Genomic DNA, 23,501 nt, shown 5'->3' on the forward strand with positions numbered 1-23,501 from the left:
CACAAGGGCAGGCGGCGTTGTGTTTATGTGATCAATTATTGAGCTGCGGCAATCGCGTCGTTGGCGCGTTTGACAGCGTTTTCAAGTGCAGTTTTCGCATCCTGCTTGCCGCCGAGCATTGCTTCGAACTCTTCGTTCAGAATATCGCGCACCTGCGGCAAGTTGACGAGACGCACGCCCTTCGAATTTTCGGTCGGTGCCTTGCCCATCATCTGCAGGATAGGCGTTTCGCGGCCCGGATTCTTTTCATAGAAATCCGACTTCTTGGTTTCCTCGTATGCCGCCAGTGTTACAGGCAGATAGCCGGATTTTTCGTGCAGCTTGACCTGAATTTTGGTTTGCGAGAGGAAGTTGAAGAATTCTGCGACGCCCTTGTATTGTTCGTCGCTAAGGCCTGCGAAGACCCACAGAGATGCACCGCCAGGGATCGTATTCTGCGGACCGTGACCTTCGTAGTAAGGCAGCTGGCCGATGCCGTAATTGATACCCGACTTAACAACATCGCCGAGGCCGCCGGAGGATTCGGTCAGCATTGCGCACTCACCAGAGGTGAAAAGCTGCTTGGCTTCCGATGTGCGGCCGCCGTAGCGGAACGTACCGTCTTTCGCGAGATCGGCAATCGACTGGAAGTGCTGAATGTAAAGCGGCGAGTTGATTTCGAGCTTCACATCGGTGCCGCCGAGACCGTTTTCATTCGTGCCATAAGGAACGTTGTTCCAAGCCGCGAAGTTTTCGGTCTGAATCCAGGTCAGCCATGTGGAAGTGAAACCGCACGGTGCCGCACCGCTGGATTTGATCTTCTTGGCAGCTTCGAAAACTTCAGGCCAGGTTTTCGGCGGATTGTTTTCGTCGAGACCAGCCTTCTTGAAGGCATCCTTATTGTAATAGAGGATTGGTGACGAGGAGTTGTACGGAAAGGACAACATGGTGCCGTCTGGCTTCGAATAGTAAGCGACGATGCCAGGCAGATACTGCGACTTGTCGAATTTGAAGCCACCCTTTTCCAGAACTTCGGCAGCTGGAACCATTGCGCCTTCGGCTGCCATCATAACGCCACTACCGGCGTCGAAGACCTGAAGGATCGCGGGGGGCTGCTTGGAACGGAACGCGGCAATGCCGGCATTCAGCGTTTCGGGATAAGTTCCCTTGTAGACAGGAACAATCTTGTATTCGCTCTGGCTTTCGTTGAACTCCTTCGAGAGTTCATTGACCATTTCGTTGTTGGCACCGGTCATGCCGTGCCACCATGCCAGCTCCGTCTGGGCAAATGCCTGAGAACTGATGGTGAGGGCGAGGGCGCTTGTCAGCGCCGAAGTCGTGATCAGACGGATAAGCATGTTTCCTCCTCGAGTGTGAGATTGCGTGAACATTTGAGTTCCTTGGTGATGGTCTCAAAGTTCCGACATCTGCAATATTTTCATTGCACCTATATGAATGCAATTTTTGCCAAAGGATCAACCTTCGATTCTTCCAATGGCAGAATAAATCCGAAAACGATAGCGATCCAAATGAAAAAAAACGAAAGGCAAGTGATAATCGTGGGGAGAACATGTGTATAATTAATGGGTTGGGAACGCCACGTAATGCCATTTCCGCATGATGACTGCTGGTTCACCGTTCAACGGATTGACCAATGTGCAAGACTGAACTGATATATGCCTTTCGAATCTGACCGGCGGTTTTATTGAGTTTTGTCTTCAACCGGATCGGACATTGCCCAACTTGCTGACAGGTGAAGTTATGCCGAGTGACGATCGCAGGAAAAGTCGCGTTACGCTGCTGGATGTGGCACGCCATGCCAACGTATCGCGCGCGACGGCTTCCCTTGTCATCCGCAAAAGCCCGTTGGTGGGAACAGTAACGCGCGAAAAAGTAGAAAAAGCCCTTCAGGAGTTGGGCTATGTCTACAATATGGGGGCTGCTAGCCTCCGGGTAGAGAGATCTAATACGGTTGGCGTCATCGTGCCCACCCTTGGCAACCCGTTTTACGGCGAATTGCTTTCAGGAATAGACAGTGTTGTAGGTGAAGCAGGGCTGGTCGTTCTTCTCGCCAATAGTCACGAGAACTTCACCAATCAGAGTACCCTTATGCAGCGTATGCGTGAGCATGGTGTTGATGGCGTGATCGTTTCGCCAACAGCGGAAACAGCACCGGAGTTCGTCGAGCAGCTTGCCGACTGGGGCTTGCCTATTGTGCAGGTGTTGCGTCATGTCACCGATCGTGTCGATTACGCAGGCGTTGATTACGCGGGTGGTATGCGGCAGGCGGTCAATCATCTGGCTACACTTGGGCACAGGACAATCGCATTCGCTGTGCACGGTCCGATTCATTCCGCTTACCGCGAACGTGTCGAAGGTTTTCGCGAGGCAATGCAACAACAAGGGCTCGATCCTGAGATGATTGTCCGCTTTCCGCAGACGATGCCGGATATCGCTAAAGCGGCTCCGCTTCTCTTTCAGGACGGCCGGGAGCCGACAGCTGCAATCTGCTTCAATGACGTGATTGCGCTAGGCCTTTCGGCAGGACTTTATGATTGCGGGAGAATGGTTGGTGGGGATTTTTCGTTGATCGGCTTCGACGATGTAAGCGATGCTGAAGCGACCCGCCCCCGGTTGAGTTCCGTGTCAACCCGACCTGTTACAGTTGGTGAGAATGCCGCTGGATTGCTTCTTTCCCGTTTGGCAAACCCGGAAAAACAGGCGCAGCGGATCATCAGTGAAACATATTTGCGAGTTCGACAGTCCTGTGGACCGGTGAGAGCCTCTGTTATCTAATCCCAATTAATGATTGACGTATGAGGCAAAACGCATTTAGATCGATCTAAATTATTGATGCCGGGAGGAGAAATCGGCACAATTGCGTACCGGGAGGTTCAGCATTGTATAATTTCAACTTCGCGCCTGTTTTCGCGGCGATGGATAAGTTGCTTGTCGGCGCGTGGCAGACAATTGAATTGTCTTGCGCGGCGATGGTGCTCGGCCTGATTGTTTCGATAGTCTGCGCGCTTGGGAAGACGTCTGGACCAAAGCCAGTACGCTTAATCATTGATGCCTATATCGAAATTATCCGCAACACGCCGTTTCTGGTGCAGATTTTCTTCATCTTCTTTGGATTGCCTTCTGCTGGTTTGCGATTGTCGCCCAACAGTGCAGCGCTTCTTGCGCTGGTGGTGAACTTCGGCGCTTACGGTACCGAGATTATTCGTGCCGGCATTGAATCCATTCATAAAGGTCAGGTGGAAGCAGGAACCGCACTCGGTCTCTCAAAGCTGCAAGTGTTCCGTTATGTGATCATGAAACCAGCTTTGCGGACGGTTTATCCGTCACTCACCAGCCAATTTATCTATCTGATGCTGACTTCGAGTGTGGTCTCCGTGATTTCCGCAAACGAACTTGCAGCGGCGGGTAACGATCTACAGTCGGCGACCTTCGCGAGTTTTGAGGTCTATATTGTTATCACGCTCATGTATCTCGTCATGTCCATCGGTTTCTCGGCCATTTTCTCAGTGATCGAGAAGGTGGCTTTTAAATACCCGTTGAGCCGATAGGAGCGGGCCATGATCAGACCTTTCGGCTGGAACGAATTTCTCATTATCGTCTATGCAGCGCAGTGGACCATTGCTCTTTCGGCTATTGCCTTTGTCGGCGGTGGCATCGGAGGGCTGCTTGTCGCGCTGATGCGTGTTTCGGACGCTCGCGCCCCACGTTACATCGCACTCGGCTTTATCAGGCTGTTTCAGGGTACACCGCTTCTGATGCAGCTCTTCCTGGTGTTCTTCGGCCTTAATATTTTCGGTCTGGGTATCAACCCCTGGATTGCTGCGACGATTGCGCTGACATTGCATGCAAGCGCTTTTCTCGGAGAGATTTGGCGCGGCTGTATTGATGCAGTGCCGCCCGGCCAACGTGAAGCGGCGACGGCATTGGGGCTGCGCTACTACAATCGCATGCGCTATGTGATCCTGCCACAAGCCGCACGCATTTCGGTTGCGCCGACAGTGGGCTTTCTCGTGCAGCTCATCAAAGGCACTTCGCTTGCCGCGATCATCGGATTTGCAGAACTGACGCGACAGGGACAGATCATCAACAACGCGACGTTCAGCCCGTTCATGGTGTTTGGCACGGTAGCGGCTGTCTATTTTGTCCTATGCTGGCCGCTATCGATTTTGGCACGCCGCATGGAAACGAGGTTTTCTCGCGCTACAGCTCGGTAATTGGGGGCTTAGGGGGAACGATCAGCATTTTCGACCGAATGTAAACCAACATGGCGTCAGGAAATGCGTTGAAAATAACGAAACGGTGCCGGTGAGGAGACTGGTACTTAATAGGGAAGGGATAAACATGACTATTACCAGACGTTTGGCAATGGCCCTGATTGGTGCGGGTGCCCTTGCAACGGCGTTGGCACCGGCTGCATTCGCTCAGACCGTTGACGACATCAAGTCCGCTGGAAAAATCAAGATCGGTATGCTGGTCGACTTTCCGCCATTTGGCATCATGAACACCAGCAATGAACCGGACGGGTATGACGCCGATGTCGCAAAGTTGCTGGCGAAGGAGCTGGGCGTCGACGCACAGATCGTGCCAGTCACCGGTCCAAACCGTATTCCTTATCTGCAGAGCGGACAGGTGGACGTTCTGGTTGCCTCGCTGGGCATCACCGAGGAACGGGCAAAGAGCGTTGATTTCTCGCAGCCTTATGCTGGTATTTCGATTGGCGTATTCGGACCGAAGGACACCGTTGTTACAAAGCCGGAGGATCTTTCTGGCAAATCGATCGGTGTCGCTCGTGCTTCGACACAGGACACGGCAGTAACCAAGGTAGCGCCGCAGGACGCCAACATCCGTCGTTTCGATGATGATGCGAGCGCAGTGCAAGCCCTGCTTTCGGGACAGGTTGAGTTGATCGGGCTCTCCAATGTAGTGGCTGCCGAAATCGAAAAAGCTGCTCCGGGCCGCTACGATCAGAAAATCCAGCTCAGCCAGCAAGTACAGGGTATCGCTGTTCGCAAGGGGGCGACGGAAATGCTCGAATTCGTCAACAAGTTCATCGAAAAGGCGAAGAGCGACGGTGAACTGAACAAGATTCATGAAAAGTGGCTCGGTGCGCCACTACCGGATTTTGTCTCTCAGGCAAAGTAAGCTCTCGAATTCCGTCATGCCCGTCCATCCGACGGGCATGACGATCCAGTCCACGAAAGTGAGTTTCTCGACATGAACCAGATGGCTCAGGGAAAAGCGAACCGGTTGCCGCAGGATGCTTCAGATCCTGCAGTGCTCATGCAGGGAGTAAACAAGTGGTACGGCACTTATCATGCTCTCAGAGATATTGATCTGAATGTCGCTCGCGGTGAACGCATTGTTATTTGCGGCCCGTCTGGCTCGGGGAAGTCGACCCTCATCCGTTGTATCAATCAGCTGGAGACCATTCAGAAAGGCCGCATCATTGTAGACGGCCACGATCTGACGGCAGGTGGAAAGAATGTGGATATCATCCGGCAGGAAACCGGCATGGTTTTCCAGCAGTTCAACTTGTTTCCGCATATGACGGTTCTTGAGAACTGTACTCTGGCTCCGATGAAAGTGCGCGGTGTTTCGAAAACTGAAGCTGAGAAGACAGCGCGCAAATACCTCGAGCGTGTCCGCATTCCTGAACAGGCGGATAAATATCCGGCCCAGCTGTCGGGTGGCCAGCAACAGCGTGTGGCGATTGCCCGTGCGCTATGCATGAATCCCAAGATCATGCTTTTTGATGAGCCGACTTCTGCACTCGATCCTGAAATGGTCAAGGAAGTTCTGGACACCATGATCGATCTCGCCAGGGAAGGCATGACCATGCTCTGCGTTACCCATGAAATGGGTTTCGCGCGGCAGGTGGCAGATCGCGTTATCTTCATGGATCAAGGACAAATTCTTGAAATGGCGGAGCCGGAGGAATTTTTCGGCAATCCGAAGCATGAGCGCACGAAGGCATTTATCGGTCAGATTTCCTGAGCGTCTCTAGTAGTTTAGTAATGGAGTTTGAAGTGACGAACGAAGTTCTGCTTATCGAACCGATGATGCCGTTGATCGAAGAGCGATTGGACGCAGCTTACAAGGTTCTTCGTCTATACAAGCCGGAAGACACGACGGCGATTGACGCGGCACTTGGCACCATTCGTGCTGTTGTTACCGGCGGCGGAACCGGGCTTTCCAATGGTTGGATGGAGCGTCTGCCATCGCTCGGCCTCATTGCCATCAACGGCGTTGGGACGGACAAGGTCGATCTTGCTTTTGCGCGGGATCGCAATGTGCATGTCAGCACCACGCCTGGCGTTTTGACCGATGATGTTGCCGACACAGGCATTGCTCTCATGCTGGCGGTTATGCGCCATGTTGTTCAGGGCGATCAATTCGTGCGGGAAGGCAAATGGGAGCGCCGTGAAGCATTTCCTCTTGGCGTTAGTCCCAAGGGGAAGCGGGTTGGCGTCCTGGGCCTTGGCCAGATAGGAAAGTCGTTTGCACGACGTGCAGAAGCATTCGGCATGGAAGTGCACTATTGGAACCGCTCTCCTGTCGCGGGCACAAACTGGATTGCCCATGCGACGCCCGTGGAACTAGCGCAGCAGAGCGACGTACTCGCAGTGTGCGTCGCGGCTAATCCGTCGACGGCGAATATTGTGAACGCGGATGTGCTAGCAGCGCTTGGAAGCAGGGGGTATTTGGTCAATGTGGCCCGCGGCAGCGTCGTCGACGAAGATGCGCTTCTGGCTGCTTTGAATAACGGAACTATAGCCGGCGCCGGTCTTGATGTTTTCGTCAACGAACCGACGATCAGGGAGGATTTTCTGTCCGCACCAAACACCGTGCTGATGCCGCATCAAGGCAGCGCAACGGTTGAAACACGTGTCGGAATGGGTGAGCTCGTACTCGCCAATCTTGCCGCTTATTTTTCCGGCGATGTCCCACCCACCAAAGTAAACTGAGTTATTCCCATGATTGTCAGGCAGGCCTTTTTTGAAGGCGCTATCCATGCTGGGCGCGAGGATGCGTTCAAAGCTTATGTCGCGGATATTCTTATGCCGATGTGGCTTGAATTTCCGGGCATCAGGGAAGTCCGAGTTCTTTATGCTGTCGAACGCGACGAAGGTGCGCCAGCCTATCCGATGGTGCTGTGGACCAAGTATGACAGTAGGGAAGCATTGGCCAAAGCGCTTGCTTCACGTGTGCGATATGAAAGCCGAGAGGCAACGAAGGGGCTTCTGGAAATGTTCGACGGGCATATCCACCATCATGTTTTCGATCTCACCCTACGAGGGTGAGATCGTTTCTATTTTTCCCTTAAGCACCCCATGTCCGCTCAAGCACATTGATCCAGTTTCCATGAGCCAGTTTGACGATGGAAGCATCGTCATAACCGTGCTTGCGGAAGGCGTCTATGACGAGCTGGAGATCACCGACATCGCGAAGCGTGGAAGAAATCGTGGTGCCGTCAAAATCGGAACCCAGCGCCAGATGGTCGATCCCGATGCGGTTGACAATGTAATCAGCATGGCGAACGAGTTCGCTCAGATCCGTATTCGGATCGCGTTTTCCATCTTCGCGCAGGAATGAAACGCCAAAGTTAAGCCCGACGAGACCGCCAGTATCGCGAATGGCATCCAGCTGCTTGTCGGTCAGGTTGCGGCTTTGCTGGCAAAGCGCGTGCGCATTTGAATGCGAAGCCACGAGCGGCGCATCGGAAATTGCCGCTATGTCCCAGAAGCCTTTCTCGTTCATGTGGGAAAGGTCGACCATGACTTTGAGTTCATTGCAGGCGCGAATGAGCGCTTTGCCATGATCGGTGAGGCCCGGGCCGATGTCAGGTGACGCCGGAAACCGGAACGGGATGCCATGGGCAAAAATATTCGGACGGCTCCAGACAGGCCCAAGCGTTCTGAGGCCGGCCTCATGCAATAGATAAAGGGCATCAAGGTCTTCGCTGAAAGCCTCCACACCTTCGATATGATAGACAGAAGCAAAAATGCCGTTGGCAAAGGCATCACGAATATCGGCTGCAGTTTTGCAAATACGGACCTTGCCTTCTGACGCCCGTTCGATTTTCAGAAGGATTGCCGACATGGCGAGTGTTGCCTTCATCGCATCCGTCTGGCTCGGCGTCGCCAGATTGCCATTAGTGTCGAGTTCTCGTGAAGGCGAGGGCACATATACTGCGCACAAGCCGCCGCCGAGCCCACCCTTCTGCGCACGTGGAAGGTCGATATGGCCGACATTTTCTCCTTCAAGAAAACGCTTTTCAGGCGAGGAAGCATGCGATGACCACAGGCGCAACAGCACGTCGTTGTGACCATCGAAAACGGGTATCTTCTGTTCTGTCGCCATGGGGAAGCCTTTTCAAAATCAAGTCTGGTATTTGAGAGGGGTGATGGACCCAAGCGAGAAGAATTGCAAATGCGATTTCGGTCATTTGATATGACGGCCCTGCATGAAGGGCGATTCTTTCTTGCAGAAGCTCTCCTTTAGTTTGCCCTCATGCAAACTCTGCATAGGGAATGCAAAATTCTGCATTGGCCCCTGCCTCCGCTGACGTGATAGCGGGAAGCTGGAAAAATATATCCAGAGATAGAACGCTGTCGATAAGCGCCCGATGTCAGGGAGCCATTCAGAAAGCGTTGCAAGAGGAGCTCTCAATGATTTCAAGACGCGGTTTTCTGGCAGGTGCGGCTGCCGTTCCTTTCCTGTCCTATGCGAGCATTTTGCCTGCCATTGGAGCCGGGCGTCAGGATATTCTGGTTGTGGCCCAGCAGCTCGACAATATGACCAGTCTTGATCCGCATGAGAGCTTCGAAGCTGTCGGCAGCGAAGTCTGCAACAACATGTACCAGCGTCTGGTACATCCAAGCCTTTCCAATCCGGACCAGGTGGAAGGCGGCGTTGCTGTTTCCTGGGAAGCCGACGCTGATGGGAAGGTCTTCATCTTCAAGATCGATCCGAATGCAAAATTTGCAAGCGGCGCGCAGATCACGGCTGAAGATGCTGCTTTCTCGCTGCAGCGTGCGATCAAGATGAACAAGGGCCCGGCTTTCATCATTGGCCAGTTCGGTTTCACGCCAGAGAATGCAGAAAAGAACATCGTAGCGACCGATCCGTCGACATTGTCTCTGACGGTCGAGCAGTCGACATCGCTGCCGTTCCTGCTGTATTGCCTGTCGGCAAGCGTTGCCAGCATTGTGGAAAAGAAGACCGTTCTGGAAAATGCATCCGGTGACGATCTCGGTAACGGCTGGCTTCAGAAGAACAGCGCCGGTTCGGGCGAATGGGTTCTCGTTTCCTGGAAGCCGAGCGAAAGCATCATCCTGAACGTTAATCCACATGGCGCATACAAGGGCAATGTGAAGCGCATCCTTCTGCGTCACGTCGCGGACCCGTCTTCGCAGCTCTTGATGCTTCAGAAGGGTGATGTCGATATTGCCCGCAATCTGACGTCCGAGCAGTTGCGTGTTCTCGACGGCAACGGTGATTTCGAGCTCGTCACCAAGGCAATCGCGGGCATTGGCCTGATGTCTCTCAATCAGAAGATTGAAAAGCTCACTAATCCGAAGCTCTGGCAAGCGATCAAGTGGGCCGTCGACTATCAGGGCATCCAGAAGAACATCGTTCCGTTGACGCACAAGGTGCACCAGACCATCATCCCGGAAGGTTTCCCCGGTGCAGTTAACGAAACACCGTTCCAGAAGGATTTGGAAAAGGCGAAGGGCCTGATGCAGGAAGCTGGTCTTGCCGATGGTTTTACCATCAAGATGGATCATTATTCTGCTCAGCCTTGGCCGGATATCGCACAGGCCATTCAGGCGAACCTCGCCGAAATTGGAATCAAGGTAGAACTTCTGGCCGCCGAGAACCGTCAGGTTCTCACCAAAATGCGTGCTCGCGAGCACGAAATTGCGCTGACCGCCTGGGGTTCTGACTACTTCGATCCGAACACCAATGCCGACGTTTTCTGTAACAATCCGGATAATTCGGATAATGCGGCTACCAAGCCTTTCGCCTGGCGCTCGTCCTATCAGAACGAGGAGTTCGCGAAGAAATCGATTGCAGCCCGCGATGAACGCGATTCAGCAAAGCGCATCGAACTCTACGAGGATTTGCAGCGCGAATTCATGAACGATAGTCCGTTTATCGTGATGCTTCAGACTGTTACCACAGCCGCCTGCCGCAAGGATGTTACCGGAATGCGTCTCGGCGTCTTGTCCGATTCTCATTCCTATGCAGGGATCGCCAAGGCGTGAAGAAAAGCCTCAAGAACCTGACCGGTATCCTGAGCAGCGTGTTAATCACGCTGTTCGGGCTTATGGTCATTACCTTCATGATCGGCCGCGTCATGCCGGTCGATCCTGTTATTGCTGCAGTGGGCGACAATGCGCCAGAGGCTGTTATCCAGCGCGTCCGCGCGGAGATGGGACTCGATCAGCCACTTGTAATCCAGTTCGTGCATTATGTCGGGCAGGTCCTGCACGGCGATTTCGGCAACTCTATTCTGACCCGTAATCCGGTGACACAGGATATCGCCCGTTATTTTCCCGCGACATTGGAACTGGCAACGGCTGCGCTTCTTGTTGCTGCTCTTATCGGTATTCCGCTGGGGGTGTGGGCTGCTGTCCGGCAGGGTTCCATCGTCGACCAGACGATCCGCGTGATCTGTCTTGCAGGGCACTCTGTTCCCGTTTTCATGCTGGCTCTGATATCGCTTCTCGTCTTCTATGCAACGCTCGATATAGCGCCCGGCCCGGGACGACAGGACATCATTTATGAGGGCATGATCCCGCATGTTACCGGTCTGCTCACGATCGATACTCTTATTGAGGGCGACTGGGACGCGTTCCGGGATGCCGTCTATCACATGATTCAGCCGGTTCTGATCCTCGCCTACTTCAGCATGGCGTATATCACGCGTATGACCCGCGCTTTCATGCTTGACGCGCTCAAGGGTGAGTTCGTGATTACGGCACGTGCGAAAGGCCTGTCGCTGACCTCGGTCATCTGGAAACATGCTTTCCCGACCGTTGCCGTGCAGCTCGTGACAGTTCTGGCTCTCACCTATGCAGGTCTGCTGGAGGGTGCTGTCGTGACCGAGACGGTCTTCAGCTGGCCGGGCTTGGGACAGTATCTGACCGTGTCGCTGATGAATGCCGATATGAATCCGGTGGTGGGCGCTACACTGCTCATCGGTATCATTTATGTCGGGCTCAACCTGCTCGCCGATATCCTCTACAAAGTTCTGGATCCGCGTGTCCGATGATTTTTGCCAATTTTCATAACTGGGCGCTAGATGACTCGCCTGCTTCTCGTTCTCAGGCTAACTGGGGCAGGCGCTACCGCATTTGGGTGAACCTTCGGGCCAATCCGCTCGCGATGATTGGTCTCTTTATCATTGTCGCTTTCGTCGTTTTGTCGTTGGCCGCACCATTGCTGGCGCCATATGATCCGAGTGTTCAAGACCTAGGCAACCGTCTGTCTGCTCCCACTGCCGCGCATTGGTTCGGGACTGATGAGCTAGGCCGCGATATCCTATCGCGCATTCTTTACGGTGGCCGCGTAACCCTTGGAATGGTTATCGCTGTTGTCATTCTCGTTGCGCCGATCGGGCTCTTTATCGGTTGTATCGCCGGCTATTTCGGCGGGATTGTTGACACCGCGTTGATGCGCGTCACTGATGTCTTTCTTGCGTTTCCTCGGTTGATCCTGGCGCTGGCCTTCGTGGCTGCGCTGAAGCCAGGTGTTGAAAGTGCCGTGCTTGCAATCGCATTGACTGCGTGGCCACCCTATGCGCGTCTGGCGCGTGCGGAAACCATGACTTTGCGTAAAAGCGATTTCGTTGCCGCAGCCAAGCTGACCGGTGCATCGCCATTCCGTATCATTCTGCGTCATATCATGCCGCTTTGTGTGCCAAGCGTCATTGTGCGCATTACGCTCGACATGAGCTCGATCATCATCACCGCCGCAAGCCTTGGCTTCCTCGGAATGGGTGCACAGCCGCCGTCGCCCGAATGGGGTGCGATGATTGCCACTGCCAAGCGCTTTATCTTTGAACAATGGTGGGTTGCCACCATCCCCGGCATCGCGATCTTCCTCGTATCGCTCGCCTTCAATTTCCTCGGCGACGGTCTGCGCGACGTGCTCGATCCGAAGCAGAATTGAGAGAACAGATGCTGGTTGATATTAAAAATCTGCAGATCAGCTTTGAAACGCGCACCAGCCGTTTCGATGCTGTTCGCGGGATCTCGCTTCAGCTCGGTCGTGAAAAACTGGGCATTGTCGGTGAAAGTGGCTCGGGCAAGTCCTTGACCGCGCGAGCCCTCATGAAATTGCTGCCGCCAATCGCTGAAGTGAAGGCCGACAAGCTTTCATTCGATGGCATCGACATTCTGTCAGCCACCGAACGTGGCATGCGTCAGATACGCGGCAAGCGGGTAGGCTTTATTCTTCAGGACCCCAAATATTCGCTTAATCCGGTCAAGACCATTGGCGTGCAGGTAGCTGAAGCGTGGCGTACTCACAAAGGCGGTAGCAAACGTCAGGCAATGGATGCTGCGGTTGATCTTCTGGATCAGGTTATGATCCGCAATCCGCGTGAAGTGGCGAAGCTTTATCCGCACGAAGTTTCTGGTGGCATGGGCCAACGTGTCATGATCGCCATGATGCTGGCGCCCGATCCCGAACTGCTCATTGCTGACGAGCCGACATCCGCGCTCGACGCTACTGTTCAGGCGGAAATTCTTCGCCTGATCGACGATCTGGTTTCCAAGCGCGGAATGGGACTTCTCCTCATCAGCCACGATCTTCCACTTGTGTCGCATTTCTGCGACCGTGTCATGGTCATGTATATGGGCCGTGTCATGGAAGAATTGAAAGCTGCCGAACTTGTGCGTGCTGAGCATCCTTATACGAAGGGGCTTCTCAATTGCATTCCATCGCTCATGCATCCTCGTGATCGATTGCCGGTTCTTAATCGCGAAGAAAGCTGGCTGAACTCATGATAGTCATTGATCAACTTCGTATCAGCTTCAACGAGCATGAAGTCGTCAAGGGTGTGTCCTTCAATGTCGAGAAGGGCGGGAGCTTTGGAATTGTTGGTGAAAGCGGCTCGGGTAAATCCACTATTCTGCGCGCAATGGCGGGTCTCAACGAACAATGGAGTGGCCGCATCGCTTTCGACGGGAAGGACGTTGCCCCAAAGCGCGCACCCGCCTTCTTCCGTCAGGTGCAGATGGTGTTTCAGGATCCCTTTGGCTCACTGCATCCACGCCAGACCATCGACCGTATCCTGAGCGAGCTTCTGCTGGTTCATGGTATCGGCGATATCGATAAGCGTATTGAAAAGGTTCTTGACGAAGTCGCGTTGCCCAAAGCTGCGCGGTTCCGTTTTCCGCACCAGCTTTCGGGCGGACAACGCCAGCGCGTGGCAATCGCGCGAGCCCTGATCGCCGAACCGGAAGTTCTGCTACTGGACGAACCGACATCGGCGCTTGATGTCTCGGTACAGGCTGAAATTCTCAATCTTCTCGCGGACTTGCGCGCTGAAAAGAATCTCACTTATGTGCTGGTGAGCCACAATCTCGCTGTGATCGCGCATCTCTGCCCGCAGGTGGGGGTGATGCAACACGGCGAGATGGTGGAACAGCTTAGCGCCGATGATTTGCGCGCCGGGCGAACGACACATCCGCATACCACAGAATTGCGCGCGCTAAGCGTCAATCTGGAAGAACCTGCCTGACGGAGTTTTCATGTCAACGCATGCTGACTGGAATGCGGCTTCGCTTGCCGCGAAAGTCTTGTCGAGAACCTGGGCCAAGGATGAGCCGGGTGGCGTCATCATCGGTTTCGGCCCAGATGGAGTGAAATTTGCCTATGCGAGCGGGCTTGAAAACCTTTCTACGGGGGTGCCGTTCACGGCGAATACAGTCGTTCGCTACGCATCAGTCACGAAACATGTGTTTTGTGCGATGGTTCTCAAGCACAGCGATATCATCGGCCTCGAGGATCGGCTCGGCGACCATCTGCCGGAGTTGCAAAGTCCACTGGCCGATGTCACCGTGGGGCGTGCACTCGACATGACTGGTGGTCTGCCCGATACGCGGGAATGCCTCACACTTCTGGGGCTGTCTGTTTATACAGAAACGGAAGCAGGTCAGCTTCTGGACTACCTTGCTTCTCTCAACCGGCTCAATTTCGAAGCGGGTTCGGAAATTTCGTATTCCAACACCGGTTATCGTCTGGTGGAAGCTGCACTGGAGCGAAAAGGGTTTCGCTTCAATGATTTAGTTAAATCGGATATTGCGCAGCCTCTCGATATTTTCATGGAAGCGCCGGACGTCTGGAATGATCCGGTCGCGGGTCTTGTTCCCGGTTACTGGAAGTCTGACGAAAAATGGCAGCTCAGCTCTGCTGGCCTGCATATTTCGGCTTCTGGCAGCCTGACTGGCAGTGGCATGGCGCTGACCAAATGGGCGCAGGCGCTCGTCAACGGCGATGGCGTGTTCAAAGGCTTGCTTGATAAACTGTCGGCTGATCGTCGTCTCTCCGACGGGCGTGTAACCGGTTACGGCCTCGGATTGCGGTGGAACGAAGTGGATGGCAAGCGGTTCGTCGGACACGGTGGTTCGCATCCCGGCTATAAAAGCTATTTTCTGCTCGATCCAGCCGCGAAAACCGGCATGATTGTTGTTTCAAATCGTGAAGACGCCAACACCTATAAGATGGCGCGAGATTGCATGGCCGCTCTCAACGGATTGTCGTTGCCAGAGACCAATTGCACGATCCCCGACGGGCTTTATGTGACGGAGAGTGGACCGTTCTGGCTGGAAATGCGCAACGGTATAGCCAACTGGCTTGATTCCGAAGACACGCTTTACGATATCGGCGATGGCTGGTTCTCATCCCTGTCGCCGTCTTCGCCGGTTGAACTCCGCTGGACGGGTACGGAACTGGAAGGTGAGATTGGTTACGTATCTCGCCGGTTGAAGCCGGTGACACCGAAACCTGTGTGCCGGGAACTCGACGGCCACTGGCAGGCATCGCCCTATGGCGCCAGTTTCGATATCAAGGATGGTCACCTCATCATGGGTATAGGCCCGACACGCCGGGCCATGCCGTTGGAAGACCTCGGTCAGGGGCGCGCGCTGTTTACGTTGCATGACGGCCCTTGGACCAAGCGCGTCTGTCTGCATAAGCTTGATGACAATCGGGTCGAGCTCGTTCTCAGCCGAGCCAGAATGATCGAATACGTCCGGTAATCTGGACATTCGTGAGTTATGGACGCGGCGGAAGGGTGACCTTACCGCCGCGTCTTGCATTGTGGTAACTTTCGACAATTGATTCCGAAGGTGAGGTGACGTGATGCTGGAACGGATGATCGATCAGGGCGCAGGTCGGGAACCTGCCGACATCGTGCTGAAGGGCGGCCGTTTCTTCGATCTCGTAACCGGTGAACTTGTCGAAAGTGACATCGCAATCTGCGGCGATCGGGTTGTTGGAACATTCGGCAACTATCAGGGCAAGCATGAAATCGACATTTCCGGACGGATCGTCGTGCCGGGATTTATCGATACGCATCTTCACATAGAATCCTCCCACGTAACGCCGCATGAGTTCGACCGGTGTGTATTGCCACAGGGCGTTACCACGGTCATTTGCGACCCGCACGAGATTGCGAATGTGCTGGGTGCTGAAGGCATAAAGTTTTTCCTCGATAGCGCGTTGGAAACCGTCATGGATATCCGCGTGCAGCTTTCAAGCTGTGTGCCCGCGACCCATATGGAAACGTCTGGCGCCGAGCTTCTGATCGATGATCTGTTGCCTTTTGCTGACCACCCCAAGGTGATTGGTCTTGCGGAGTTCATGAACTTTCCAGGTGTTCTGGCGAAAGACCCCGAATGCATGGCGAAGCTCAAGGCGTTTCAGGGACGCCATATTGATGGTCATGCGCCGCTTCTGCGCGGGCTCGACCTGAACGGCTATATTTCCGCAGGTATTCGCACCGAACACGAGGCGACAAGTGCGGAAGAAGCGCTGGAAAAGATGCGTAAGGGCATGCATGTACTGGTGCGCGAAGGGTCAGTTTCCAAGGATCTGAAAGCGCTTATGCCGATCATTACCGAGCGCCACGCGCAGTTTTTGGCACTGTGCACAGATGACCGGAATCCGCTCGATATTGCCGATCAGGGCCACCTCGATTATCTTATCCGCACGGCGATTGCAGGCGGCGTGGAGCCGATTGCCATCTACCGGGCCGCTAGCGTTTCTGCCGCCCGCGCTTTCGGTCTTTTCGACCGTGGTCTGGTTGCGCCGGGCCAGCGCGCCGACCTCGTTGTGGTGGATAGTCTCGAAGGTTGTCACGCTGAAATCGTGTTGTCGGCGGGCAGGGTGATTTCAGAAGATTTGTTTGCCGCTCGTAAGATCGTTGCTCCTGTCGGGCGCAATAGCGTCAAGGCATCGAAAGTCAGCGCTTCCAGTTTCCGTTCGCATTCCAACAGCGGCAAAACACGTGCAATCGGTATAATTCCGGGCAAGATCATAACGGAAAGCCTCGAATTCGATCTGAAGGTTGGCCCGAACGGCGTTGAGCCCGATTTCGAAAAAGATGTAGTCAAGATCGCCGTTGTCGAACGTCACGGCAAAAATGGAAATATTGCGACCGGCTTTGTGCACGGTTTCGGCTTGAAATCAGGTGCAATCGCGTCAACCGTCAGTCATGACAGCCATAATATCTGTGTGGTTGGCACGTCAGACGAAGATATTGCTGCAGCTGCCAACCGATTGGGCGAAATTGAAGGTGGTTTCGTTGTCGTGCGAGATGGCAAGGTGTTGGCTGAAATGCCTTTGCCCATTGCCGGATTGATGAGCGCCGAACCATATGAAACTGTCCGCGACCAGCTTCGTGTGCTGCGTCACGCAGCGGAAGAACTGGGTTCCGTTCTGGAGGAGCCATTCTTGCAACTGGCCTTCATCGCCTTGCCTGTGATCCCGCATCTCAAGATCACTGACCGCGGCCTTGTGGACGTCGACAAGTTTGCATTTGTCGGGAACTGATCAATGCAAGCCACCGACACCGAGTAGTTCTTCGACAGTCTGCTGGTTTTCGGCGAGTTCTGCTGACGTGCCAGACCATGCAATGCGCCCACGTTCCAGTATGATGATGTGATCGGCAAAATCGAGCGCACTCTGGATGCGCTGTTCGACAAGCAGAATCGTCATGTCTCCCTTCTGTGCAAGTGTCGAGAAAGCAGCCATCAGCTCTTCACAGATGACAGGAGCAAGCCCTTCCAGCGGCTCATCGAGCAGCAGCACTGTCGGTCGCCCGAGAATGCTGCGCGCGGTGGAAAGCATCTGTTGTTCTCCCCCGGAAAGCTGCGACCCAAGATTGCTGCGTCGTTCCTTAAGACGCGGAAACATCGCATAGGCTTCTTCGAGCGCATTCTTTGGTCGGTTTTTGAGGCCAACGAAGAGATTTTCTTCGACGGTGAGGGTCGGAAAAACATCACGAGTTTGCGGCACATAACCGAGACCGGCAATTGCGCGCGCGGCTGATGGAAGCGTGGCGATATTCTTCCCATTCAGCAGAATCTCACCGCCATAACGGCGCGTTTGCCCCGCGATAGTGGCAAAGAGGCTGGTCTTGCCGACACCATTGCGGCCCAGAATGGCAAGTCGCGATCCCGGTTCTGCTTTGAACGATACATTCTCGATGACGCGCGTGGGGCCGTAACCGGAGGAGAGATTGCGAATTTCAAGCGAGGCGGCACTCATTGCGCATAGCTCCCGAGATAGGCTTCGCGGACGCGGGTATCCTGCACGACATCTTCCGGCAATCCGTCAAAAATTACAGTTCCGGCAGCCAGCACGACTACGCGTTTTGCGAAGCGAAAAACGAGGTCCATATCGTGCTCGATCATGAGTACTGTCAGATCGGCCGGTAGTCGGTCGAGCGCTTCCTCGATGCGGCCCGTGTCGCTCTGTGGAACACCTGCAGCTGGTTCATCAAGCAGCAGAACTTTGGGTCGAAGCGCCAATGCAAGGGCAATCTCCAGAAGCCGCTGTTGGCCATATGCGATCTCGCTCACCCGCAACTGCCTGAGATGCAGAAGTCCGAGCGCATCGAGAATATCGCGCACTTCATCCATGACTTCAGGCATTTTGCGATAGTTTCCGAGAATACGTCCTGTCTTGCCTTCGCGTTGCAAAACAGCAAGAGCCACGTGTTCTTCGGGTGTCATGTCGAAGAAGAGACGGGTCACCTGAAATGAACGCACCAGTCCGCGCCTGACGCGCTGCATGGCGTTGAGCCGGGAGACGTTCTCTCCATCCAATGCCACGGTGCCAGAAGTTGCCGCGAGGTTGCCTGTAACCAGATTGACGAAAGTGGTCTTGCCTGCTCCGTTGGGACCAATGAGAGCGACGCGGTCGCCTTTCACCATGTTGAGCGAAACATCGTTTGTCACTGCCAGACCGCCGAAATTCTTGCGCAGTTTCGTTACTTCAAACACGGTGCTCATTTGCGGCGCGCCTTCTTTTCAAAGTAATAGGCGACGGTTCCATAGAGGCCACGCGGCGCGAATAGCACGACGGCGATCAGCAGAGCCCCAACCATTGTAAGCCAGTGGAAGGGGTTCGCAGCAGAGACGAGGTCTTCGAACCACATGAAGACAACCGTACCAACTAGTCCGCCGAACAGCGATCCCGTGCCACCGAGAACCAGCATTACCACAGCTTCCGCCGACATGGTAAAACTGAGACTGTCGAGCCCGACGACCTGCGTTGAAATGGCATTCAGCGCGCCACCGATGCCCGCAACAGCACCTGAAATGACATACATGCGAAGCTGTGCTGACTGCACCGAAGCGCCCATGGCATGAATGCGGATCGGGTCTTCTTTCACACCTCGGCAAAGCATACCGAAGGGTGAACGAACAACATAACGTAGGAAGATGAAGGAAACGAGCAGCAGGAATACGGCATAGACATAGACCGTGTGTCCGTAGAGATCGAACTCGAACATGCCAAAGATCGGATCGGGTGAAATGCCGCTTAGTCCGTCACTGCCGCCGGTCCAGCTTGATGCCTTGTTTGCAACTTCGTGGAACAGATGGACAACGGCAATCGATAGAACGAGTTGAGCGAGCCCGTGCGCGCGCAGAATAACGGCTCCGGAAACAAGCCCGGTGATAGCTCCTGCAACAAGACCGATAAGTGTCATCAGGATCGGGTCGGTAATACCGAAATGGGCAGCGGCGATGCCGGCACCATAGGCACCAGCGCCAAACAAAGCAGCATGGCCGAGCGTTGCTATACCGCAATAGCCCATCACCAGATCGAGTGACAATACGAGCAAGGCAATGGCAATGATGCGTGTCAGCAGTGCCAGATTATCGGGGAACAAAAACCAGCCGCAAATACTGGCAGCGATAATTGCTGCTACGCCGACAAGACCCGCATAGGAGTGACGGTGTTGAGAGAGAGCTTGCGTCATATCGGTCATTTTTTGGCCAGCCTTCCTGCAAGACCACGCGGGAACAGCGTCACAATGACGATCACTGCCAGATAGAAGAAGAACTCGCCATATTCCGGTGCCAGATAACGCCCGGTTGTATCGATTGCTCCGAGCAGGAGGCAGGCAATCAGCGCTCCGGGTATGGAGCCTGCGCCACCGACAGAGACGACGACCAGAAATGTCACCATGTAGCGGAGTGCATAGTAGGGTTCGACAGGTAGAAGTTCGGCGCCGACAACACCGCCGAAAGCTGCGAGCCCAATGGCAAGCGCAAAGCTGATGGCGTAAACGATTTCGGTTCTGACACCGAGCGCAGCCGCCATGTTGGCATTGTCGACAGCAGCGCGCAGTTTCACGCCGAATGCAGTGCGTTCGATGATGTACCAAAGACCAAGGGCCACCGCGAAGCCGCACCCGATTGCAAAGATGCGATGCTTGGCAATTGCCCGAAAGCCGAGATCGACCGATCCACGCAACATTTCAGGCAAAGGAATGGTCTTCAGTGTTGGTCCGAATATATAGTTGGTGAGACCGATGATGCAGAAGGTGATGCCGATGGTCATCAGCACCTGTGTCAGTTCAGGCGCTCCATAAATGCGCCGATAGAGCAATCTCTCCACGGGAACGGCGATTAACATCGTGCCGACGACGGCGATGATGATCGCAAAGCCGTAATTGAGGCCAAGCTGCTGGGCAGCATAGGATGCAAAATAGCCGCCGATCATTGCAAATGCGCCGTGAGCGAGATTGACGACGCGCATCAAGCCCATGGTGACCGAAAGGCCGATGGAAATGACGAAAAGCACCATGCCATAGGCGAGGGCATCAACGGCAATGCTGAGCACAGTCTGCATTGAGTGGTCCTGTTGAGCGCATCCCGAAAAGCACGAAAAAATTTTCGGGTGCGCGTTAAAATAAGCAGTTATGAGCTATGAGCGCGCTTTACGCCTGCTCAGGCATCAAGGCGTTAACTCTTGAATGCCGGAGTTATTGAGCTTTTAGGCCGGGGTCGCCCTGCTTTTCGAAGGTTTGAATTTCCTTGTTATAGTAAGTGCCGTCATCAGCCTTGGCGACTTCGCGCAGATAGATGTTCTGCGTCATATGGCGGCTTTCGGGGTCGATGGATACAGGGCCGCGAGGACTGATCCATTCCATGCCTTTCACGGCCTCTACCGCCTTTTCAGCATCTTTTTCACCGCCGGTCGCTTCGATCATCTTGTAGATGACATGCATGCCATCATAAGCGCCGACCGAAGGGAAGGACAACTCCACAGGATTGCCGATGGCCTTTCGAGCTTCCTCGACAAACTTCTTGTTTTCTGGCGAGTCATGCGAGACTGCGTAGTGGAAAGTCGTCAGAACACCGAGAGCATTTTCTCCGAGTGCGGGAAGATCGGATTCTTGTGTCAGGTCACCTGGAGCAAAAAGCTGAATGCCCGAGCCTTTCAATCCGTTGTCGACATAGGATTTCATGAAACCGAGCGTGGTTGGTCCAGACGGCAGAAAAGCAAACACGCCTTGCGCGCCAGAGTCTTTTATACGCTGCATGATAGGGCTGAAATCGTTCGTAGCGAGCGGCATCCGAATAGCTTCGACCACTTCGCCACCAGCTTCTGTAAACGCTGCCTTGAAAGCGTTTTCCGCATCCACGCCGGGCCCATAATCGCTGACAACCGAGATGACTTTCTTCACACCCTTGTCGAGTGCAACCTTTGCGATCGGGGTTGACGTTTGCCATGTGGTGAACGAGGTGCGCACCACATAAGGGCTCTTCGTTACAATGGAAGAGGTGGCGGCATTCATGACGACCATCGGCACATTGCCCTGTTTGAGAATGGGCGTAACCGCCATGGCGTCAGGGGTGAAATAGAAGCCAGCAAGATATTGGACGCCTTCCTTGACCACGAGTTCCTGCGCAAGCGCCTTCGATTGCGCCGGATCGGCCTGCGGCACATCACGATAAACGATCTCGACAGTGTCATCGCCGATCGTGTTGCCGTGCTCTGTCATATAGGCGTCGATGCCGGCCTTGAAGTTCTTGCCCTGAAGAGCAAACGGGCCTGAAAATGGACCAATGACGCCGACCTTTACCACATCGGCATAAGCTGCTGATGCTGTGAGTGAAAAGACCGCAAGCGCGGTGAATACAATTTTCTTCATGTTCTCCTCCCTATCGCCCACCATTCCCGCGCGTGACCGTCTCGTCGCAACAGGGAATGTCCTGATTTCAGCATGCCTATCTAATTGGTCATGTAAAATGAAAAATTCCTTATAAACGATACCCGGATGGTTATGTGTCCGAGAATTGTTCGTTTCCGATTCGAACCACCTTATCGATCAGGATTGATGCAATCTTGAGTGCACTGCCAGTCGACGCAACAATTTGCGGCAGGATCATCCATTCGATCATCCAGGCCGCGCCTGAGCGCTCCTGCTCATGCACCATAGCCTGATGCAAACCACCCATTTGGGCCGCGTTGAAACGGGCAAGGCTGACCAGTATCTCTGCTGACACCGGATTTTGCTTGTGGGGCATGGCGGACGAACCGCCACCACCGGTCAAGGACAGTTCGGTGCCCAGTTCAGCCATAAGCGCAATATCTTGCCCGAATTTTCCAAGAGTACCCGTGATGAGCGAAAGCAGATTGCCGAACTCGACAATGAAGGCCCGCTGGCTATGCCATTGCGGGCTATCGTGCAATCCGAGCCTATCAGCCAGCAAAGCACGCAGAGCCGGTGCCTGATCTCCGAATTTTTCAAGCGTTCCGGCTGCACCTCCGAACTGTACGGGAAAGACGATGGTGTTCAGTTTGGTCTCATAAGCGTTGAGCGGGTTTTTCCAGCTTGAGATGCGGTCCGATACGGTGATCGGAATAGCGGATTGCATACGTGTATAACCCGTCAGAGCATTCCTTCCGAACGTCGCATCAAGCCAATCGAAACGCTGCGTGAGTTGCTGAATTCGCCCATAAAGAATTGTACTTGCGCGTTTCAGCCGCAAAATCAGGCTCGTATCGATGGCATCCTGGCTCGTCGCGCCGAAATGAACGTATTCGCCGTAATCCGTTCCGACCGCCAGACGTAGTGCCTTAACGAATGAAGGAATGACAACACCGTCTCGCGCAGTCGCTTTTGCCAGATTGGATAGGTTGGGTTCGAACGTTTCTGAGGCTTGTTTGATCGCTTGTCCTGCCTCGACCGGTATCAAGCCGAGCCCCGCTTGAGCTTCAGCCAGAGCCGCTTCAAAGCGCAACATCTCGGCAATATCAGCCGCCGCAGTAAACAAGCTCAATATCTCTTCATCGTCGCCGAAAAGCTGTGCAAGAAACGGATGTTCGAAGACCGAGATGCTCATGCGTCAAATATCGAAAAAGACAGTTTCTTTCTCGCCCTGCAAGTGAATATCGAAATGATAGACGCTACCCTCACGCTGACCAATCAGTGTTTGCGCCCGGCTGCGATGTTCGATGCGTGCAAGGACCGGGTCCTCTGCATTCGCATCGGCTTCATCGGAAAAATACATCCGCGTCTGCAGTCCGAGATTAATGCCGCGGGCCACGATCCACAAGGTAACGTGTGGTGCCATGAGGCGGCCATCTTTGAAAGAAACGCGGCCAGGTTTGATCGTCTCGAAAGTGAACTCGCCCGTGTCCATATGGCTCGCACAACGGCCCCATCCACGAAAGCCAGGGTCGGCTTTGCCGCCGGTTTCAGAGGGGCTGTTATAGAGGCCTTTTGCATCAGCCTGCCATATTTCTACCAACGCATCGCGGAGTGGTGCGCCTATGCCATCGATGACATGGCCCTTGATAGTGATGCGTTCGCCTGTCGTCTTCTCATCATAGAGAGGGCCGGCGCCGAGATCCTGCTCGAAAATGCCGTTGATGCCGACAAAATTGGGTGTCAATCCGATATGGACGTAAGGGCCCGCAGTCTGTGATACGGTTTCTTTCAGGTAGCCGAGAGGTTGCGCCAT

At 54.2% G+C, this 23,501-nt stretch carries 22 protein-coding genes and 1 pseudogene; 14 read left to right on the top strand and 9 right to left on the bottom strand.

The window, feature by feature from the left end; genetic code table 11:
* Nucleotides 1-35: 35 nt before the first annotated feature.
* Nucleotides 36-1,337: a sn-glycerol-3-phosphate ABC transporter substrate-binding protein UgpB gene (gene ugpB, locus ABDF71_RS23885; RefSeq protein WP_029927219.1), complete on the bottom strand. Its 1,302-nt coding sequence runs from the start codon at nucleotides 1,335-1,337 to the stop codon at nucleotides 36-38.
* Nucleotides 1,338-1,740: 403 nt separating this feature from the next.
* On the opposite strand from ugpB, the gene ABDF71_RS23890 reads away from it, so the two are divergent.
* The 7 genes from ABDF71_RS23890 (at nucleotide 1,741) to ABDF71_RS23920 (ending at nucleotide 7,301) form a co-directional block, all read left to right on the top strand.
* Nucleotides 1,741-2,775 (top strand): LacI family DNA-binding transcriptional regulator, encoded by a 1,035-nt coding sequence (locus ABDF71_RS23890; RefSeq protein ID WP_012093122.1) that lies wholly within the window; start codon nucleotides 1,741-1,743, stop codon nucleotides 2,773-2,775.
* 104 nt (nucleotides 2,776-2,879) lie between these two features.
* Nucleotides 2,880-3,548, top strand: a complete 669-nt coding sequence (locus ABDF71_RS23895) for an amino acid ABC transporter permease (protein ID WP_010658935.1) — start codon at nucleotides 2,880-2,882, stop codon at nucleotides 3,546-3,548.
* A gap of 9 nt (nucleotides 3,549-3,557) precedes the next feature.
* Nucleotides 3,558-4,214 (top strand): amino acid ABC transporter permease, encoded by a 657-nt coding sequence (locus ABDF71_RS23900; RefSeq protein WP_151663088.1) that lies wholly within the window; start codon nucleotides 3,558-3,560, stop codon nucleotides 4,212-4,214.
* 127 nt (nucleotides 4,215-4,341) lie between these two features.
* Nucleotides 4,342-5,142 carry a transporter substrate-binding domain-containing protein gene (locus ABDF71_RS23905; protein ID WP_010658933.1) on the top strand — a complete coding sequence of 267 codons (801 nt, stop codon included), beginning with the start codon at nucleotides 4,342-4,344 and terminating at the stop codon, nucleotides 5,140-5,142.
* Nucleotides 5,143-5,214: 72 nt separating this feature from the next.
* Nucleotides 5,215-5,994, top strand: a complete 780-nt coding sequence (locus ABDF71_RS23910) for an amino acid ABC transporter ATP-binding protein (RefSeq protein ID WP_151663087.1) — start codon at nucleotides 5,215-5,217, stop codon at nucleotides 5,992-5,994.
* Nucleotides 5,995-6,014: 20 nt separating this feature from the next.
* Complete coding sequence (locus ABDF71_RS23915) at nucleotides 6,015-6,965, top strand: 2-hydroxyacid dehydrogenase (RefSeq protein ID WP_151663086.1); 951 nt, start codon at nucleotides 6,015-6,017, stop codon at nucleotides 6,963-6,965.
* A gap of 9 nt (nucleotides 6,966-6,974) precedes the next feature.
* Nucleotides 6,975-7,301 carry a hypothetical protein gene (locus ABDF71_RS23920; protein WP_010658930.1) on the top strand — a complete coding sequence of 109 codons (327 nt, stop codon included), beginning with the start codon at nucleotides 6,975-6,977 and terminating at the stop codon, nucleotides 7,299-7,301.
* A 19-nt stretch (nucleotides 7,302-7,320) separates the two neighbouring features.
* On the opposite strand, the gene ABDF71_RS23925 is transcribed toward ABDF71_RS23920, so the two are convergent.
* Complete coding sequence (locus ABDF71_RS23925) at nucleotides 7,321-8,361, bottom strand: dipeptidase (protein ID WP_151663085.1); 1,041 nt, start codon at nucleotides 8,359-8,361, stop codon at nucleotides 7,321-7,323.
* Nucleotides 8,362-8,669: 308 nt separating this feature from the next.
* Here ABDF71_RS23925 and ABDF71_RS23930 point away from each other — a divergent pair, with 308 nt between their 5' ends.
* The 7 genes and pseudogenes from ABDF71_RS23930 (at nucleotide 8,670) to ade (ending at nucleotide 17,067) form a co-directional block, all read left to right on the top strand.
* On the top strand, nucleotides 8,670-10,268 hold the full coding sequence (locus tag ABDF71_RS23930) for an ABC transporter substrate-binding protein (protein ID WP_029927227.1): 1,599 nt from the start codon (nucleotides 8,670-8,672) through the stop codon (nucleotides 10,266-10,268).
* Nucleotides 10,265-11,278, top strand: coding sequence for an ABC transporter permease (locus ABDF71_RS23935; protein WP_010658927.1), 1,014 nt, complete (start codon nucleotides 10,265-10,267; stop codon nucleotides 11,276-11,278). The genes ABDF71_RS23930 and ABDF71_RS23935 overlap by 4 nt, the downstream gene beginning before the upstream one ends.
* A complete protein-coding gene (gene nikC, locus ABDF71_RS23940; RefSeq protein WP_151615143.1) occupies nucleotides 11,275-12,177 on the top strand; it encodes a nickel transporter permease in 903 nt (300 codons plus the stop codon). The genes ABDF71_RS23935 and nikC overlap by 4 nt, the downstream gene beginning before the upstream one ends.
* 8 nt (nucleotides 12,178-12,185) lie before the next feature.
* Nucleotides 12,186-13,016 carry an ABC transporter ATP-binding protein gene (locus ABDF71_RS23945; protein ID WP_151615142.1) on the top strand — a complete coding sequence of 277 codons (831 nt, stop codon included), beginning with the start codon at nucleotides 12,186-12,188 and terminating at the stop codon, nucleotides 13,014-13,016.
* Nucleotides 13,013-13,753 carry an ABC transporter ATP-binding protein gene (locus ABDF71_RS23950; protein WP_010658924.1) on the top strand — a complete coding sequence of 247 codons (741 nt, stop codon included), beginning with the start codon at nucleotides 13,013-13,015 and terminating at the stop codon, nucleotides 13,751-13,753. Before ABDF71_RS23945 ends, ABDF71_RS23950 begins: the two co-directional genes overlap by 4 nt.
* Before the next feature lie 10 nt (nucleotides 13,754-13,763).
* A complete protein-coding gene (locus ABDF71_RS23955; protein ID WP_151663083.1) occupies nucleotides 13,764-15,272 on the top strand; it encodes a serine hydrolase domain-containing protein in 1,509 nt (502 codons plus the stop codon).
* 54 nt (nucleotides 15,273-15,326) lie between these two features.
* A pseudogene (gene ade, locus ABDF71_RS23960) lies at nucleotides 15,327-17,067 on the top strand (adenine deaminase).
* Here the strand turns inward: ade and ABDF71_RS23965 are convergent.
* The 7 genes from ABDF71_RS23965 to pcaG form a co-directional block, all read right to left on the bottom strand.
* On the bottom strand, nucleotides 17,068-17,784 hold the full coding sequence (locus ABDF71_RS23965; RefSeq protein WP_151663082.1) for an ABC transporter ATP-binding protein: 717 nt from the start codon (nucleotides 17,782-17,784) through the stop codon (nucleotides 17,068-17,070).
* Nucleotides 17,781-18,530, bottom strand: a complete 750-nt coding sequence (locus ABDF71_RS23970; protein ID WP_151663081.1) for an ABC transporter ATP-binding protein — start codon at nucleotides 18,528-18,530, stop codon at nucleotides 17,781-17,783. The genes ABDF71_RS23965 and ABDF71_RS23970 overlap by 4 nt, the downstream gene beginning before the upstream one ends.
* Nucleotides 18,527-19,513, bottom strand: a complete 987-nt coding sequence (locus tag ABDF71_RS23975) for a branched-chain amino acid ABC transporter permease (RefSeq protein WP_258124265.1) — start codon at nucleotides 19,511-19,513, stop codon at nucleotides 18,527-18,529. Before ABDF71_RS23975 ends, ABDF71_RS23970 begins: the two co-directional genes overlap by 4 nt.
* Nucleotides 19,510-20,379: a branched-chain amino acid ABC transporter permease gene (locus ABDF71_RS23980; RefSeq protein WP_010658918.1), complete on the bottom strand. Its 870-nt coding sequence runs from the start codon at nucleotides 20,377-20,379 to the stop codon at nucleotides 19,510-19,512. The genes ABDF71_RS23975 and ABDF71_RS23980 overlap by 4 nt, the downstream gene beginning before the upstream one ends.
* A gap of 133 nt (nucleotides 20,380-20,512) precedes the next feature.
* Complete coding sequence (locus ABDF71_RS23985; protein ID WP_010658917.1) at nucleotides 20,513-21,685, bottom strand: ABC transporter substrate-binding protein; 1,173 nt, start codon at nucleotides 21,683-21,685, stop codon at nucleotides 20,513-20,515.
* A gap of 130 nt (nucleotides 21,686-21,815) precedes the next feature.
* Entirely contained in the window at nucleotides 21,816-22,880 is a 1,065-nt protein-coding gene (locus tag ABDF71_RS23990; RefSeq protein ID WP_151663080.1) for a 3-carboxy-cis,cis-muconate cycloisomerase, read from the bottom strand.
* Nucleotides 22,881-22,883: 3 nt separating this feature from the next.
* Complete coding sequence (gene pcaG, locus ABDF71_RS23995) at nucleotides 22,884-23,501, bottom strand: protocatechuate 3,4-dioxygenase subunit alpha (protein WP_151663079.1); 618 nt, start codon at nucleotides 23,499-23,501, stop codon at nucleotides 22,884-22,886.

It is taken from the genome of Ochrobactrum sp. WV_118_8, assembly GCF_039631535.1.
In the GTDB taxonomy this organism is placed as follows: domain Bacteria; phylum Pseudomonadota; class Alphaproteobacteria; order Rhizobiales; family Rhizobiaceae; genus Brucella; species Brucella anthropi.

Excerpts from the sequence above, each read along its gene's own strand:
- ugpB (WP_029927219.1), bottom strand. The coding sequence starts at position 1,337 with ATGCTTATCCGTCTGATCACGACTTCGGCGCTGACAAGCGCCCTCGCC.
- ABDF71_RS23890 (WP_012093122.1), top strand. The coding sequence starts at position 1,741 with ATGCCGAGTGACGATCGCAGGAAAAGTCGCGTTACGCTGCTGGATGTG.
- ABDF71_RS23900 (WP_151663088.1), top strand. The coding sequence starts at position 3,558 with ATGATCAGACCTTTCGGCTGGAACGAATTTCTCATTATCGTCTATGCA.
- ABDF71_RS23905 (WP_010658933.1), top strand. The coding sequence starts at position 4,342 with ATGACTATTACCAGACGTTTGGCAATGGCCCTGATTGGTGCGGGTGCC.
- ABDF71_RS23910 (WP_151663087.1), top strand. The coding sequence starts at position 5,215 with ATGAACCAGATGGCTCAGGGAAAAGCGAACCGGTTGCCGCAGGATGCT.
- ABDF71_RS23915 (WP_151663086.1), top strand. The coding sequence starts at position 6,015 with ATGGAGTTTGAAGTGACGAACGAAGTTCTGCTTATCGAACCGATGATG.
- ABDF71_RS23920 (WP_010658930.1), top strand. The coding sequence starts at position 6,975 with ATGATTGTCAGGCAGGCCTTTTTTGAAGGCGCTATCCATGCTGGGCGC.
- ABDF71_RS23925 (WP_151663085.1), bottom strand. The coding sequence starts at position 8,361 with ATGGCGACAGAACAGAAGATACCCGTTTTCGATGGTCACAACGACGTG.
- ABDF71_RS23930 (WP_029927227.1), top strand. The coding sequence starts at position 8,670 with ATGATTTCAAGACGCGGTTTTCTGGCAGGTGCGGCTGCCGTTCCTTTC.
- nikC (WP_151615143.1), top strand. The coding sequence starts at position 11,275 with ATGATTTTTGCCAATTTTCATAACTGGGCGCTAGATGACTCGCCTGCT.
- ABDF71_RS23945 (WP_151615142.1), top strand. The coding sequence starts at position 12,186 with ATGCTGGTTGATATTAAAAATCTGCAGATCAGCTTTGAAACGCGCACC.
- ABDF71_RS23950 (WP_010658924.1), top strand. The coding sequence starts at position 13,013 with ATGATAGTCATTGATCAACTTCGTATCAGCTTCAACGAGCATGAAGTC.
- ABDF71_RS23955 (WP_151663083.1), top strand. The coding sequence starts at position 13,764 with ATGTCAACGCATGCTGACTGGAATGCGGCTTCGCTTGCCGCGAAAGTC.
- ABDF71_RS23965 (WP_151663082.1), bottom strand. The coding sequence starts at position 17,784 with ATGAGTGCCGCCTCGCTTGAAATTCGCAATCTCTCCTCCGGTTACGGC.
- ABDF71_RS23970 (WP_151663081.1), bottom strand. The coding sequence starts at position 18,530 with ATGAGCACCGTGTTTGAAGTAACGAAACTGCGCAAGAATTTCGGCGGT.
- ABDF71_RS23975 (WP_258124265.1), bottom strand. The coding sequence starts at position 19,513 with ATGACCGATATGACGCAAGCTCTCTCTCAACACCGTCACTCCTATGCG.
- ABDF71_RS23980 (WP_010658918.1), bottom strand. The coding sequence starts at position 20,379 with ATGCAGACTGTGCTCAGCATTGCCGTTGATGCCCTCGCCTATGGCATG.
- ABDF71_RS23985 (WP_010658917.1), bottom strand. The coding sequence starts at position 21,685 with ATGAAGAAAATTGTATTCACCGCGCTTGCGGTCTTTTCACTCACAGCA.
- ABDF71_RS23990 (WP_151663080.1), bottom strand. The coding sequence starts at position 22,880 with ATGAGCATCTCGGTCTTCGAACATCCGTTTCTTGCACAGCTTTTCGGC.
- pcaG (WP_151663079.1), bottom strand. The coding sequence starts at position 23,501 with ATGGCGCAACCTCTCGGCTACCTGAAAGAAACCGTATCACAGACTGCG.